Genomic DNA, 14339 nt, shown 5'->3' with positions numbered 1-14339 from the left:
TTGGGAAGACGGTCGAGGGGTCGGTCAGCCGCCCGTCCGCTCCTGCCCGGTAGCGCCGGCGGGGGGACCGCCGGTGTCGTCGCCTGGTGGACGAGGAACGTTCTGCGCGCCCCGAACCTGCAGCCCCGGGTCGGTGCTGTTGCAGTACATGTACTTCAGCGGCGGAGTCATCGCGGCGATGGACGGCGAGACAGTGGGGTTGAGGTAGTCGCAGGTGGGTCTCGGATACGGGTCGGCGACGACATTGAGCTGGTTGTCGTGGCCGGCGAGTCCGAACGCGCCTGCGCCGGCCGACATCGCCGGGAACAGGGCCTCGATCGCGGGTGTGTGCAGGCGAGCGGCCCTGGCGATGCGGGCGAGGTTCTTCAGAAGATCCCCGCCGGCATCGCGATTCTCCCCGATGACCGCCTTGGCGGAATCGAGTCGAGCAGGGGTGTCGTCGAGCAGAGCGCGAATCTCGGCGTCCGACGCAGACAACTGCTCTGCCAACGCCGTGCCGCCGATCGAGAGTCGGGTCAGATCGGGTTCGATGTCGCCGACGGTCTGCAGCAGCGTCCGACCGGTGCGAATCAGGGTGATCGTTTCGGGAAGAACGGAATCCAGACCGGTGAGCAGTGCGCCACCGCCGTCGATGATCGCTTGCAGTTCCGCGGGCCCACCCGCCGTCGCAGCATCGAGCTCGTCGATGATCGAGGACAGCTGCGCCGGGTCGATCTGGCTCACCAGATCGGTGACACTCACGAGCATCGTGGCGAAGGGGACCGGGGTGTCCGTTCGATCCTGTTCGACCACGTCGCCGTCGGCCAGGTACGGAGCATCGTCGGAATCGGGGCGGAAGTCGATGTACTGCTCGCCCGCAGCGGACAGCGCTGCCACCACGACGGTGCCGTCGGCCGGAACGCGGTGCCCGGCGGAGATGTCCAGTTGCGCTTCGACACCGTCGACGGTGATGTCGACAGCAGCTACTCGCCCGATTCGTTGCCCGCGCACGGAGACATCTCCGTTCGCCTGCACCCCACCGGATCCGTCGAGCCGCACGGTGACGCGGTAGTCGTCCGAGAGCGGATCGATGCGCAGCGCTCCGACGGTCAGGTATGCCGCCCCCACGAGAAGGACGAGCGCGAGTGCTGTGTTCGAGACGAGTACAGGATGTCGAGTCACCCAGTGGCGCAGTGTCATCGGCCGGCCCCCGTGTCGTCGGGAGACGGGGTGCCGGTGGGGGTCGGCAGTTCGACGGTCGGCGCGGGAGTGAGTCCCTGTCCGGTCACCCGACCGTACACACGGTTCAACGTGTCGGTGAGGCTGCCGACGAAGTCCTCGCCATCCTGGGCCCCCGGCCAATGGCTCTCCGGATCGTCCAGCGCAGCCAGGCTCAGCCAGGAGAGCCGAACATAGATCGCGACGGAATTACCCTTGGTGTTCGAGGCCAGTTTCGGTGCGAGCTGCTCGAGTTGCTTCATGGCCACGTCGAGGTCGTCGCCGATCGCAGCGACCGACGAGAGCGTCTGCTCGGTGCCGACCAACAGATCACGCAGCGCCGGACCTGTTTCGTCGGTGAAGGTTGCGAGCTTGCCTGCGGCACCTCCCGCGGCGGCGATGACGTCGGTGATGCCTTTGCTGTTGTCGGCCAGCGTCTGGGTGAGTTCGGGTAGCTGCTGTGCGATCGCGTCTATCGCGTCGGTTCTGGCACCGAGAATCGAACTGAGCTCCTGCGTTCGGTCCAGCATCGAATCGATTCGATCGGTGCGCTCGTTCAGGTCCGTCACCGTGTCGGTGAGCTCGGTGAGAATGTTCGACGCGTCGGCGCTCCGACCGTCGATCGCCGTGTCCAGTTCTGCGATGATGGTCTGCAGTCTGCTGACCCCACCGCCGTTGACGACGAGCGACGCCGAGGCGAGCAGTTCCTCGACACTGGCACCCGCGGAGGTGTAGGCGATATCGATGGTCGAATCGGGTTGCAGCCGAGGGGTATCGGGGCCTGCGCCGGGCGAAGACAGAGAGACGAAGACATCTCCCAGCGGAGTCGCCTGTCGCAGTTCGGCCCGTACGTCGCTCGGAAGGTTCACACCCGACCGAATGGCCATCTGTACCCGCGCCGTGTAGTTCTCGGCGTCGATCTCCTGGACCTGACCGATGTCGACCCCGCCGAGTTTGACCTTCGCCTGCTGAGGCAGGTTGAGTGCATCGGTGAAAACGGCGTCGATGCGGTACGAGTCGGCGCCGACCCCCGGGCTCGGCAGCGGCAGGTCCTCGAGGGTGGTACTGCAGCCGGTGAGAACCGCCGTCGCCGAGATCGCTGCGATCGGCATCGTCCAGTACTTCACGGCTGACTCAGCCCCAGCAGCGCCGCCGAGATGCCGAAGTCCGGTCCGAAGTCGTACACGCGGCCGGTACGGCAACCCTCCGACTTCGACTGGATTCGCTGGCAGAACTCGTTGACCAGTTCGGTATCGAACAGCGTTCTGTCGGTGAGGAAGTGGACGCGCAGAGCTCTGGAGACCGGATCGGTGGCGTTCTCGAGATTGCGGAACAGCGTCGGTGCCGTGTCGATCGTCTCCGACAGTTCACGGCTGTGGTCGGTCAGCCCCGCGACCGTGGTCTCCAAGTTGGCGAACAGTGCAGGGAAGGACTCTCGGTTCGCGTCGATCAGGCCCGTCAGTCGACTCGTCAGCCGATTGATCTGTGCGACGGTATCTCCGAGCGCGGCCGACTGATCACCTGCTTCACCGATCACCTGCGCCATGTCCGTCGAGAAACCACGAATCTGCGTATCATTCTCTGCCGCAACGCGGGTCAGCTCACTGACCGAGGTGATCAGGCGGGTCAAGGAGTCCTTGTTGTCCACCCCGACCGCCAACGCTGCGGACAGATCGTCGAGAGTGGACCGGATCTTGGCCCCGTTTCCCGTCAATCCCTCGTTCGTCACCGCCAGTAGATCTGCGATCGGCCGATTGCCGTCGCTGCTGTCCGCGAGAGTGGCCGACAGCTCGGTGACGGCGTCGAGCACCCTGTCGATCTCGACGGGTACGTGCGTTCGGGAGAGGGGCACGTGCGCCCCGTCCTCGAGAACCGGCCCGTCTCCCGAATACGGTGGCGTCAACTCGACATGCCGATCGGTCACCACCGACGTCGAGATGGTCGCCACGTCCAGATCGGCTGGTAGCTGCACCGATTCGTCGACCGTCATGCTGATGCGTACGTGCGAACCCTGCGCCTCGATGCTGTCGACTGTTCCGACCGACATGCCCAACACCGCAACCTCGTTTCCCTCGTAGAGACCGGCCGCGTTCTCCAGATCGGCGGTGATGGTGATGGTCGAACCGGTCGCCGAGGAGAGCGGTCGAGGCATGCCGCAGCCGGTGCTCGTCAGCAGCACAGCCGACGCGCATACGGCCGTGGCGACCCGAATCCCGGCTCTCATCGGCAACCCTGAACCACGTGGGCCGAGCACAACCAGTTGTCCGGCAGCAGCGACCACGGAGTGGCGATGTCGACGTAGGGACCGTTGCCGAAGGCGTTCGTCATCTGCCGCACGGTGACCGGCAGACTTTCGTACACCCGCCGCAGCGTGTCGTCGTTGTTGGCCAGACCCTGACTCAGCGCAGTCAATTGCCCGATCAACGGGTCTATCGCAGCACGGTTCTCGGCGAACACGGTGTCGAGCTGGGCGGTGAGCGCATCGGTCGAGGCAAGCAAGTTCGCCACCGCGCCCCGCTGCGCGGCGATGGTGTTTGCGAGAGCCGCACCTTGGCCCAGCATCGACATCAGGGCGGCACTGTTGTCCGACAATCGCGCCGTCACCCGATCTGCATCGTCGAGCAGCGCCGCTATCTGATCCTCTCGATCGGCGATCACCCTCGACAGGGCCGAGATGCTGTCCAGTGCCTGACCGGTCAGTTCGGGAGTGCCTTCGAGTTGATCGGCGACCGTGGTCAGTGACTCGCGCATCGTTCTGGCATCGATCTGCTCGATCACCGGTGTACCGGTCTGGATCGCTTTCTGCAGATCGAAGGGAACTGTGCTGTGCGACAGCTCGATCGGACGATCACCCAGCGGGGCGTCGCCGTCCGGTGTGAGTGAGACGTAGCGCGACCCCAGAATGGTGGACAATTTGATCTCGGCTTTCGTCTCGGAACCCAACTCGACGGAGTCGTCCACATCGAGCACGACGTGAACGTGATCGCCTGCCAGCGCCAGAGAATCGACCTTCCCGGCGGAGACTCCGGCGATGCGGACGTCGTCACCGCTCCGCAGCCCGGCGGACTGAGCGAAGAGAACGTCGACGGTCCGATCGCCGATGCCTGCATGCTGATAGCCGAGCACCGCACCGAAGATCAGGACGATTGCCACGCATCCGGCGATACCGCGCCAGAAGTCACGGGGCATCGCCCGGGTCGAGGCTCGAACGCGAGCCGATAGCGACGTCATTCGAGGCAGACCTCCGACTGTGCGGTGCCGCCGACTCGACTGAAAACACCTGGTGGGAAAAGAAGTCCGGCGAAACTGACGTCCAGATTGCAGACGTACATGTTGATGAAGCTTCCGTTCTCGGTGATGCGCGAGAACGACGAGAGCACCGAGGGCAGCATTCCGATGGACGTGCTCAGTTGCGCGCCGTCGCGGTTCACCAGATCGGTGTTCGCACCTAGTCGATCGATGGTGCCCGAGAGCGTCGGCCGTACGTCGTCCACCATCTCGGCGACGGGACCGGCGGAATCTCCGATCGTGCGCACCGCGGTGGCCAGAGGTTCTGCTTGCGCATTGAGATCGGTCACCAATCTCTGCGTGGATTCGATGAGAGCCGTCGTATCGTCACCGCGATCGGCCACCTCGGCCAGTACCTCGCCCAGGTTGGCTACGATCAGACCGAGTATTTCGTCCTTCTCCGCGAATTCTGCTGCCAGCGAGGCGCTTTGCACCACCAAAGTGCTGATCGAGACGCCGTCTCCCTGCAGGGTGGCAACGATGGACTCGGACAACGAATTGACCTGCTGGGGGTCGAGCACGCTGAACAGTGGTTGGAAGCCGTTGAGGAGAGCGGAGACGTCGAACGACGGCTCGGTGCGCTCGATCCCGATCGTTGCACCCGGCTCGACCGTACCGGTGGATTGCCCGATGGTGTCGAGGGCGAGGTAGCGCTGACCGATCAGATTCTGGTACTTGATCGAGATCGTAGTGTTCTCGTACACGGTCTGGCCGCGCTCGAGGTCGAATTGCGCTCGTGCGGTGTTTCCGTCGAGCGATACATCCTCCACTTTGCCCACGCGCACACCGGCGATCCGGACGTCGTCGCCGCTCTGTAGCCCTGATGCATCCTCGAAAAGCGCAGCGTACGTCTCGGTTTCACCTGCCACCGAACGGCCGAGGGTGGTCCAGATCAGCGTGGTCACCGCGATGGCCAAGACCATGAAGATGCCGAATCCGATGAGGGGCCTGCGAATCGACGTCATGGTGCACCGACCGGATCGGCGTTGTCGATCGCGATGGTCTGCCCGCGCAGCAGCGGCCCGAGGAGAATGATCGAGGTGGGATCGGCCGGCCTACCGAGCACATCGTCGATTGCGGCCTTCTCCTCGTCGCTGCCGACGGATCCGATGTTGCCCGGCGAGTACGAGATTCCCTCCGCCGGAACACTCGTGCCGTCCAGCGCGTCGCCGCCCGAGGCTCGCGACGGCGGTGCAGTGGAGCAGCTGGCTCCGGCCATGTCGCCGTAGCGGGGGCAATCTTCCCGGGTGTACGGGGTGAATGGGGTGGCGGTGATGTCGATCGACCAGATCAGTCGCCCGTTGGGGCCGGTGAAGGCGCGGTTGAAGCCTTCCAACGTTCGGCCGAACTCCCGCACACCGGCAGGAAGGTCGTCTCCGTTGACGGCCAGAGCTCCCATGACCGGGTCCAGGTCTCGAACCAACGAAATCGCCCCGGACAGGTTGGGTGCCAGCGCCGCGTCGAGACTCGACGTGGAACCGGCCGCGCTGGTCAGGAATTGCGTCAGCTGATCGCGCTTCTCCGCAATGGTCGCCGCGGGAATCAGCGAACTTTCCAAGGTGTCCAACAACAGCGGTGCCGTTCTGCTCAGGCTGCCGATCGAGGTGTCGAGCAGGTCGATATCGGAAGTGAGATCCGGCATTTCGGCTCGGAGTGTGGTCAGGTACTCACTGGCTGTCGAGATGGTGGAGCCGATCGATTCACCGCGGCCGTCCAGAGCGTCGGCGAGCGTGGACAGCACCGAACTCGACTTCTCGGGGTCGACTGCGGTCAGCACGTTGCGCAGACTCGTCATCGCGGTCTGCAGTTCCAGCGTTTCCTGTGAGGCGTCGCCAGGAATGGTTGCGCCCGCCTCGATGCTCTGTCCGCCACCGGTGTCCACCAGTTCGATCGAGGAAACGGCGAAGATGTTGCTGGGCACGACCCGTGCGGTGACGGTGTCCGGGATCGTCTCGGCACGTGCGGGATTCAACCGAATTTCCACGGTGCTGTTGCCGGTGGGATCGCTGTCCACCCCGGCAACCGCGCCGACCAGAACTCCGCGGAATTTGACGTCCGCATTCTGCGGCAGACCGTCTCCGAGTGTGGACATCGACGCGACGACGTCGACGGTGTTGCGCCAGACACCCGTGTAGCGCGCCAGCAGAAGCCCTGCGATGGTGCTGAACAGCAGGAACACGCACAGGCCCCGGATCACGAGCGCGGACATCGACGGTGCGCGCCCTCCCACATCGAACATCCGGGCCCCTATCCCGAGATCCTGATGCCGGGATCGGATCCCCACATCGCAAGGGTCATCAACGTATTGACGAAAATGACGACGATGATGCTGGTGCGAATCGCCTTGCCTGCCGCCACCCCGACTCCTTCGGGGCCGCCGGACGCGTAGTACCCGTAGTAGCACTGGATTATCGTCGTGAGAAGAACGAAAACAACAGCTTTGGTCACCGAGTACAGGACGTCCTGGACGGACAGGAACGAATGGAAGTAGTGCAGGTACGTGCCCGCGGATTGGCCGCTCTGCACCCCGACCACGATTTGAGCCGTGAGGTAGCTCGCGCTCAGTCCGAGAACGTACAGCGGCAGAATTGCGATGACGGCGGCCATCATTCGGGTGCTGACCAGATACGCCAAGGGGTCGATCGCGAGTGACTCGAGCGCGTCGATCTCCTCACCGATTCGCATCGAACCCAGTTGCGCGGTGAAGCGACAACCGGCCTGGGCGGCGAACCCGATGGCAGCGATCAGAGGAGCAAGTTCTCGGGTGGTGCCGAACGCGGACACTGCCCCGGTCAACGGGCCCATGCCCAGAAGATTCAGTGCGGTGTAGCCCTCGATGCCGACGGTGGCTCCGGCGAAGGCTCCGAGGAGAACGATCACTCCGATGGTGCCGCCACCGACGACGATGGCACCGTTTCCCCAGCTCACGTCCGAGAGCAGACGCCACAGCTCGGGCCGGTACCGCCGCACCGTGTAGGGCATCGATCCCACGGATCGGCTCAGGAAGGTCGCCTGGTGGCCCAACGTGGCCAGGGCGCGCGTCGGTGCGGCGACCGCGGCGTTCGCCGCGCCGACGAGGGGGCGTAGCAGCGGCGGTGTGTAGCGAGTGGCCATGTCAGATCAACCGAGCCGGGAACACGATGGTGTAGAGCCGGGTGAACAGGACGTTGACAGCGAAGAGCAGGATCACCGAAATGACCACGGCCGCGTTGACCGAGTTGGCCACACCACCGGGTCCACCGCGAGTGGTCAACCCCTTGTCGCAGGCCACTATTGCCACGATCGCGCCGAAGACGACGGACTTGATCAGAGCCAGCACCAGATCACCGATGGTGGCGAAGGCCGCGAAAGTACCCAGATAGCTACCCGGTGTACCGGACTGAACGAACACGTTGAACATGTAGCCGGTGATGAATCCGACGAAGCAGACGCTGCCGCAGAGCAACACACTGACCAGCATCGCGGCGGCCAATCGTGGCACGACGAGTCGTTGCAGCGGCGAGATGGCCATGACTTCCATCGCGTCGATCTCGTCCCTGATCGTGCGAGAACCCAGGTCCGCGCACACCGCCGACCCGACCGCCCCGGCCATCAGCAGCGCGGTCACCAACGGCGCGCCCTGACGGATGATGCCGAGACCGTTCGCGGCACCGGCGAACGAGGTGGCACCGACCTGGCCTGCGATGGCACCGACCTGAACCGACACGATGACTCCGAAGGGGATCGCGACCAGCAAGGTCGGGATGACCGATGTGCTTGCCATGAACGCACATTGGCGGATGAATTCGGAGAAGGGAAACGTCCGGTGGACGATGTCCGAGGTCAGTGATCTCCCGGCCCTGACACCCATCCCCATCTGGCGGCCGAAAGTGGAGATCGCGACAACGGGGTGCTGCCGAAGGTAATTCGAGGCCATCCGGCCCATCGCGTTGGGCATCAGCGGTCGAACACCGCGCGGACCGTCTGGGACTCTGGCACGGACTGACATGCCAATCGCACCCCGTGTTCCATCTCGTGCTCGTCGAGCGTCTCGTTCGCGAGCATCGTCACGGTGCCTTCGGTGAGCGTGTACGCGCAGCCGCCGCAGGTTCCTTCGCGGCAGACGTACGGCGCGTCGAGACCGAGTTCGAGGAGGCGGTCGAGAAGCTTGGTGCCCGCACTCCAGGCGAACTCGGTCTCGGTCCCGTCGATCTCGACCCGAGCGGTGACGGAGTTCGCACCCGATTCGTGAGCAGTTGCGGTCCTGTCGTCCCGAAACGGGTTGGAGTCGAAGGAGGAAAAGACCTCTCGATGTGTTCTACGTGCGACCGTGCCGGTGCGGGCGAGCCACTCCTCGGCGACGTTCATGTACTGCGGGGGACCGCACAGGAAGGCCTCGCAGTCGGCCGGAACGGTCGCGCCCGTCGAGGCCAGTCCTGCAGCGGTGGGCAACCCCGATTCCGAGGCGTACCAGTGGTGCACCTCGAGTTGTTCGGGAAAGCGAGACTGCAGTTCGGTCAGTTGCTCAGCGAAGATCACCGAGTCGCGGTTCTGATTGGCATAGACGAGGGTGATCCGGTTGTCGTGCCGCAACAGGGCGGTCTTGATGATCGACATCATCGGGGTGATTCCGCTGCCTGCGGCCAGAAGGACGAAGTCGACGTCCCAGTTCTCGGGTCCGAACATGCCCGACGGCTTCAATGCCTTGAGCCGCATCCCGCGAACAGCATTGTCGTGCAACCAGTGTGACGCTACCCCGTCCTGGATTCGCTTCACGGTCACGGTGGGGTACGGGTCGCGTACCGGGGAGCTGGAGAAGGAATAGCAGCGGGCAACCGAGCCGCCGTCGGTGCACGGAATCTCGAGGGTAAGAAATTGCCCGGGCTCGTACCGAAAGTGCAGTTCCCGGTGCGCGGGAACCGCAAAGCCGAGGGAGATCGCATCCTCGGTTTCGTAGGTCACCTCGGCGATCTCCAACTCGAAGATTCTGTCCTCGTGACCGACGGCAGACGCATCGAGGTCTGCCGGTGCTGCGTTCCCGAACATCGTCACGTACTCCCTCCTTCCGGCTTGCTTTGTTGTGTCGGTCGTCACTCTTGCACACTGGACCACTAATTAATAGGCCATTGACAAATGGCGAATAGCCAGTGAAGGTGACGAGGTGACTTCCACCACAAACCACGACTACCTGCCTCGCGGTGCCTTCGCGGCGGGTTCCCGACGAACTCGGCTGGCTGCCTTGACGACTCGGCTGACTCTGCGTCCGATCACCAACCTGCTTCCGACGGCCCGCGGCGGCATAGAGTTCTCCCGACGCCTCGTCGCCACCTCGATGAACCTCTTCGGTCCCGTTCCGAAGGGAACGAGAGTGGACCTCGTCGCCGACGGCCCGGTGCGCGGGGAATGGGTACGCGCGCCCGGACTGGCCCCGGGACCCCGGGTGATTCTCTACATCCACGGCAGTGCATACGTCATCTGTTCGGCACGGACCCATCGTGGCCTGACCGCGCGATTGTCCGGCTCGACCGGCCTGCCCGTGTTCACGGTCGACTACCGGTTGGCCCCGGAACACCCGTTTCCCGCCGCCGCCGACGACCTCGAAGCCGCCTACCGCTGGCTACTCGGCCAGGGGCACGACGCGGCGAACATCGTCATCGCCGGGGACTCCGCCGGCGGTCACCTCGCCGCCGACCTGCTCATCGAGAACGACCGGACCGGAACGCCGCAGCCCGGCGCGATGGTGTTGTTCTCGCCGCTGGTGGATCTCGACTTCGAGCTCTCGGCGCGGATGGAGCGCACGCGCAAGGATCCGATGATCTCGGCGAAGGCAGCGCGAGGACTCGTGGCGCTCTACACGGACGGTCACGACTCGAGCCTCCCGCGGTTACGGCTCGATCTCGCCCGCATGCGCGATCTGCCACCCACGCTCATCCAGGTGGGCGGAACCGAGATGCTGCGAGGCGATGCGCGGCACCTGCACACGATGATCGAGGCAGCAGGCGGACGAAGCGAACTCGAGATCTGGCCCGACCAGATGCACGTGTTCCAAGCTCTCCCGCGGCTGATCCCCGAGGCCGCTCACGCGCTCGAGCATGCAGCCGAGTTCATCGCCCACACACTCGACAACCAAGCAGTGCAACATGATTCGAAGGAACAGGTAGGTCGATGAGAAGCAAGACCGGAAAACCCTCGTACGGGTCGAGAGCGGTAGTGACCGGCGCAGGCAGCGGCATCGGCCGGGCCTTCGCCCTCGAGCTGGCTCGACGCGGAGGAGCCATCATGTGCGCCGATATCTCGTTGCCGCGCGCACAGGCGACGGTAGCGATGGTGAACGCCCTCGGTGCCACCGGATACGCCGTCGAATGCGATGTGTCGGTGCGCGAGAACGTCGAGGAACTGGCGCTTCGTGCCGGCATCGAATTCGACGGACCCACCACGGTGCTCATCAACAACGCAGGCGTCGGAATCGGCGGAAAGCCCGTCGGAGACATCGGTTTCGAAGACTGGAACTGGGCTCTGGGGATCAACCTGTGGGGCGTGATCCACGGCTGCGAGGTGTTCACGCCTGCGCTGCGGGCAGCCGGTGAGGGCGGAATCATCAACGTCGCCTCCGCCGCAGGCTTTGCCGCCGCGCCGCTGATGGGTCCCTACAACGTGGGCAAATCCGCGGTGATGTCGCTGTCGGAGACGATGGCAGCGGAACTGTCGGGTACCGGTGTGCGGATATCGGTTCTGTGCCCCACGTTCGTCAAGACCAACGTTGCCGTCGACGGCCGGATCACCGCGAGTTCGTCCCGGCTGGCCGAGTTCGCGATGCGCTGGACCGGACGCTCACCGGACAAGATCGCTGCCCGAACACTCGATGCCTTCGACAAGGGTCGGCTCTACGTCGTTCCCCAGTTCGACGCCAAGGCCGTCTGGCGATTCAAGAGACTGCTGCCCGCGGTGTACGTGCGTTTTCTCGGGTTGCTCAATCGTGTGATGCCCGCCGAGCAGGAGCCGGCGAAGAACGAATCCCTCACCTCGACAACCACAGGAGCCTGACATGGCAATGGATTTCGAAGACATGTTGACCAAGATCAAGGACCGTCAATGGGCGCTGGCCGATATCGACTGGGACGGTCCGGGTGCGGAGACCATCAGTCCGGAACTGCACGCCAAGCTCAAGCCCTTCATGTCCGATCTGATGTGGATCGAGAACGTCGGCGCTCGGGGCTTCGCGGCCATGGCGCTCAAGGCCCCGAACGAGACGCTGGCAGAGATCTACCGCTACTTCCACGCCGAAGAACAGAAGCACGCCAATGCCGAGCTCGCTCTCATGCGACGCTGGGGCATGCTCGACGGTGACGAGATGCCCGAGCCCAACATCAACGTCAAGCTCGTCATCGACTGGCTCGACAAGCACTCGGACGGGCTGTCTCTGGCAGTGCTGGGAACCGTGATTCCCATGCTCGAGGTCGCGCTGGACGGTGCATTGGTCAAGTTCATCATGGACGAGATCGACGATCCGGTGTGTCAGGCAGTCTTCAAGAAGATCAACTCCGACGAATCACGGCATCTGGCAGTAGATTTCGCCGTGATCGAGCTTCTCGGGCATTCGCGGATGCGCAAGATTCTGGTCGACACCGTCGGCGCATGGATGAACCCGGCCCTCATCGTCGGCACGCTGCGGTACATCCCGCTGCTGAACAAGATGCGAGACAACATCGTCGAGATGGGCGTCGACGAGGAGCGCCTGTACACCGCGATGAAGCGATTCCGCAGTGTCGGGCAGCGTAGCCCCGAGGCACTGCGTGTGCCGATGTACCGAATAGTGCAGTGGCACGGCAGCATCGTCATCAATCGCAAGCACCCGTATCACCTCCTGGCGGACGGCCTGGTGAAGCTCACTCGCCGGTACCCGAGCAAGACTCTCAATTCCGAGCCGACCTGGGCCAAGGAACTGACCTACGAGCCCGTCGCATGAGCGAGCTCGATGCGCGCGAAGGTGTCCTCGACGCGGTGATCGTCGGTGCAGGCTTCGCCGGAATAGGTTCCGCTATCCGACTGCGCAACAAAGGTATCGACAACTTCGTCATCCTCGAACGCGGAAGCGCGGTCGGGGGGACCTGGCGCGACAACACCTATCCGGGCGCAGCCTGCGACATCCCGTCCAGGTTGTACTCGTACAGCTTCGCGCCGAATCCGAACTGGTCGCACACCTACTCCGGTAGCGGTGAGATTCTCGACTACATCCACACCATGGTGGACGAGTTCGACATCGAGTCGCGTATTCGATTCGGGCACAATGTGGTCGACATCATCTGGAACGAGGCGGCCGGGCATTGGCACCTGAGCATCGACGGGCACCCCGATGTTCGAGCGCGCACGGTGGTGATGGCGTCGGGGCCGCTCGCCAATGCCAGCCTGCCGAACATCCGGGGCATCGACACCTACGAGGGGCACAAGATCCACAGTGCTCGGTGGGATCACGACTACGACTTCGAGGGTAAGAAGGTCGCCGTGGTCGGAACCGGGGCGAGCGCGGTGCAGATCGTTCCGGAACTGGTGAAGATCGCCGACACGGTGAAGGTGTTCCAGCGCACGCCCGGTTGGACGCTGCCGAGAGTGAACCGAAAGACACAGGGCGGCACCAAGCGTCGATACGCTCGGTACCCGCAGGCCCAGACCATGGCGCGTTCGCTGTGGTTCTGGGGCCACGAGTCCGTCGCCCTCGGAGTCGTCTGGAAGACCCCGCTGACCCGCATCGTCGAACTGGTCGGTCGCGCCCATCTGCGGCGCCAGGTTCGTGATCCATGGCTGCGGCGTCAGCTGACTCCGCGGTTCAGGGCCGGCTGCAAGCGACTGTTGATGACCAGCGATTACTACCCGGCATTGCAGAAGCCGAACTGCACGCTGGTCACGTGGCCGATCGCAACGCTCTCGCCCAAGGGCATTCGCACCGTGGAAGGCATCGAGCATCAGTTCGACGCCATCGTGTTCGCCACCGGATTCGACGTGTCCAACACCGGGACGCCGATCCCGATCACCGGGCGCGACGGTCGGGTGCTGGCCGACGAGTGGAGCGCAGGGGCCAAGGCGTACAAGAGCATCGCTGTGTCGGGCTATCCGAACATGTACTTCACCTTCGGCCCGAACTCCGGACCGGGGCACAGCTCTGCCCTGGTGTACATGGAGGCCCAGATCGACTACCTCGTCGAGGCGATCTCCCTGGTTCTCGACGGCAATCTGCACAGCGCCGACGTGCGCCAGGACGTTCAGGATGCGTACAACGAGGAGATGCAGCGCAAGCTGGCCAAGACGACCTGGAATTCGGGTTGCAGCAGTTGGTATCTCACCGAGGACGGCTTCAACGCAACCATGTTCCCCGGTTTCGCCACCCAGTACGTCAACCAGCTCAGAGGCGTCGAGCAGGGCGATTTCACGATGGTCCCGCGCCGCGTCGAACGTCCGCGGGAACCGCTACGGGCCGCCGAGAGCATGCTTCCGTCGCGATGACGTTCGGGTTCGGGTCCACCTTCCGCCGCGTCGTCGACGTATATCCTGTGGGTCGACGCGCGGCGGAGGTAGGGAGATCGGTGGAGTATCGAATCGACGACTTGGCTCGAGAGGCCAAGACGACCACTCGTAACGTGCGGGCGTACCAGGAGCGTGGACTGCTTCCGCCGCCCACACTCCGCGGCCGAGTCGGTATCTACGGCGACGATCACCTGACGCGGCTGAAGGTGATCGATTCGCTGCTGCAGCGAGGTTTCACCTCGGTGCACATCGCCGATTTCCTCTCGGGCTGGGAGCAGGGCAAAGACCTCGGTGAGATCCTGGGCCTTCAGGAGATCGTGACCCGCAAATGGTCGTCGGAAGAGACCACGGTCATT

The 14339-nt window shown here is 64.1% G+C and carries 14 protein-coding genes; 5 read left to right on the top strand and 9 right to left on the bottom strand.

The annotated features are described in order from the left end of the window. Positions 1–24: 24 nt before the first annotated feature. The 9 genes from A2J02_RS25780 to A2J02_RS25740 are packed head-to-tail and all read right to left on the bottom strand — an operon-like array spanning position 25 to position 9510. Positions 25–1179, bottom strand: a complete 1155-nt coding sequence (locus A2J02_RS25780) for an MlaD family protein (protein WP_068055522.1) — start codon at positions 1177–1179, stop codon at positions 25–27. Then, positions 1176–2309, bottom strand: a complete 1134-nt coding sequence (locus tag A2J02_RS25775) for an MCE family protein (protein WP_156516395.1) — start codon at positions 2307–2309, stop codon at positions 1176–1178. The genes A2J02_RS25780 and A2J02_RS25775 overlap by 4 nt, the downstream gene beginning before the upstream one ends. Positions 2310–2320: 11 nt before the next feature. Continuing rightward, positions 2321–3421 carry an MCE family protein gene (locus tag A2J02_RS25770; RefSeq protein WP_068055517.1) on the bottom strand — a complete coding sequence of 367 codons (1101 nt, stop codon included), beginning with the start codon at positions 3419–3421 and terminating at the stop codon, positions 2321–2323. Then, positions 3418–4428, bottom strand: a complete 1011-nt coding sequence (locus A2J02_RS25765; RefSeq protein ID WP_082898755.1) for an MCE family protein — start codon at positions 4426–4428, stop codon at positions 3418–3420. Before A2J02_RS25765 ends, A2J02_RS25770 begins: the two co-directional genes overlap by 4 nt. Then, positions 4425–5450 carry an MCE family protein gene (locus A2J02_RS25760; RefSeq protein ID WP_068055508.1) on the bottom strand — a complete coding sequence of 342 codons (1026 nt, stop codon included), beginning with the start codon at positions 5448–5450 and terminating at the stop codon, positions 4425–4427. Before A2J02_RS25760 ends, A2J02_RS25765 begins: the two co-directional genes overlap by 4 nt. After that, positions 5447–6724, bottom strand: coding sequence for an MCE family protein (locus A2J02_RS25755; protein ID WP_068055504.1), 1278 nt, complete (start codon positions 6722–6724; stop codon positions 5447–5449). Before A2J02_RS25755 ends, A2J02_RS25760 begins: the two co-directional genes overlap by 4 nt. An 8-nt stretch (positions 6725–6732) precedes the next feature. Next, complete coding sequence (locus A2J02_RS25750) at positions 6733–7599, bottom strand: MlaE family ABC transporter permease (RefSeq protein ID WP_037193998.1); 867 nt, start codon at positions 7597–7599, stop codon at positions 6733–6735. Position 7600: 1 nt separating this feature from the next. Next, on the bottom strand, positions 7601–8422 hold the full coding sequence (locus tag A2J02_RS25745) for an ABC transporter permease (protein WP_156516394.1): 822 nt from the start codon (positions 8420–8422) through the stop codon (positions 7601–7603). Further along, a complete protein-coding gene (locus A2J02_RS25740; RefSeq protein ID WP_068055618.1) occupies positions 8422–9510 on the bottom strand; it encodes a ferredoxin--NADP reductase in 1089 nt (362 codons plus the stop codon). Before A2J02_RS25740 ends, A2J02_RS25745 begins: the two co-directional genes overlap by 1 nt. Positions 9511–9625: 115 nt before the next feature. Here A2J02_RS25740 and A2J02_RS25735 point away from each other — a divergent pair, with 115 nt between their 5' ends. The 5 genes from A2J02_RS25735 to A2J02_RS25715 form a co-directional block, all read left to right on the top strand. Further along, the gene (locus tag A2J02_RS25735) at positions 9626–10633 is read left to right on the top strand and encodes an alpha/beta hydrolase (protein WP_269454874.1); all 1008 of its coding nucleotides are present in this window, start codon (positions 9626–9628) and stop codon (positions 10631–10633) included. Further along, positions 10630–11508 carry an SDR family NAD(P)-dependent oxidoreductase gene (locus A2J02_RS25730; protein ID WP_068055500.1) on the top strand — a complete coding sequence of 293 codons (879 nt, stop codon included), beginning with the start codon at positions 10630–10632 and terminating at the stop codon, positions 11506–11508. The genes A2J02_RS25735 and A2J02_RS25730 overlap by 4 nt, the downstream gene beginning before the upstream one ends. Position 11509: 1 nt before the next feature. Further along, a complete protein-coding gene (locus A2J02_RS25725; RefSeq protein ID WP_037194003.1) occupies positions 11510–12430 on the top strand; it encodes a hypothetical protein in 921 nt (306 codons plus the stop codon). After that, positions 12427–13962, top strand: coding sequence for a flavin-containing monooxygenase (locus A2J02_RS25720; protein WP_068055497.1), 1536 nt, complete (start codon positions 12427–12429; stop codon positions 13960–13962). Before A2J02_RS25725 ends, A2J02_RS25720 begins: the two co-directional genes overlap by 4 nt. 80 nt (positions 13963–14042) lie before the next feature. Next, positions 14043–14339 (top strand): MerR family transcriptional regulator (locus tag A2J02_RS25715; RefSeq protein WP_156516393.1); only part of this gene is annotated, 297 nt, incomplete at its 3' end.

It is taken from the genome of Rhodococcus sp. EPR-147 (assembly GCF_001647185.1).
In the GTDB taxonomy this organism is placed as follows: domain Bacteria; phylum Actinomycetota; class Actinomycetes; order Mycobacteriales; family Mycobacteriaceae; genus Rhodococcoides.
Note: the sequence above shows the minus strand (reverse complement) of the source record. Positions and strands in the feature narration are given on the sequence as shown.

What these genes read in the sequence shown, in the direction of transcription:
- A2J02_RS25780 (WP_068055522.1), bottom strand. Translation starts at nt 1,179, where the DNA reads ATGACACTGCGCCACTGGGTGACTCGACATCCTGTACTCGTCTCGAAC.
- A2J02_RS25775 (WP_156516395.1), bottom strand. Translation starts at nt 2,309, where the DNA reads ATGCCGATCGCAGCGATCTCGGCGACGGCGGTTCTCACCGGCTGCAGT.
- A2J02_RS25770 (WP_068055517.1), bottom strand. Translation starts at nt 3,421, where the DNA reads ATGAGAGCCGGGATTCGGGTCGCCACGGCCGTATGCGCGTCGGCTGTG.
- A2J02_RS25765 (WP_082898755.1), bottom strand. Translation starts at nt 4,428, where the DNA reads ATGACGTCGCTATCGGCTCGCGTTCGAGCCTCGACCCGGGCGATGCCC.
- A2J02_RS25760 (WP_068055508.1), bottom strand. Translation starts at nt 5,450, where the DNA reads ATGACGTCGATTCGCAGGCCCCTCATCGGATTCGGCATCTTCATGGTC.
- A2J02_RS25755 (WP_068055504.1), bottom strand. Translation starts at nt 6,724, where the DNA reads ATGTTCGATGTGGGAGGGCGCGCACCGTCGATGTCCGCGCTCGTGATC.
- A2J02_RS25750 (WP_037193998.1), bottom strand. Translation starts at nt 7,599, where the DNA reads ATGGCCACTCGCTACACACCGCCGCTGCTACGCCCCCTCGTCGGCGCG.
- A2J02_RS25745 (WP_156516394.1), bottom strand. Translation starts at nt 8,422, where the DNA reads ATGCCCAACGCGATGGGCCGGATGGCCTCGAATTACCTTCGGCAGCAC.
- A2J02_RS25740 (WP_068055618.1), bottom strand. Translation starts at nt 9,510, where the DNA reads ATGTTCGGGAACGCAGCACCGGCAGACCTCGATGCGTCTGCCGTCGGT.
- A2J02_RS25730 (WP_068055500.1), top strand. Translation starts at nt 10,630, where the DNA reads ATGAGAAGCAAGACCGGAAAACCCTCGTACGGGTCGAGAGCGGTAGTG.
- A2J02_RS25725 (WP_037194003.1), top strand. Translation starts at nt 11,510, where the DNA reads ATGGCAATGGATTTCGAAGACATGTTGACCAAGATCAAGGACCGTCAA.
- A2J02_RS25720 (WP_068055497.1), top strand. Translation starts at nt 12,427, where the DNA reads ATGAGCGAGCTCGATGCGCGCGAAGGTGTCCTCGACGCGGTGATCGTC.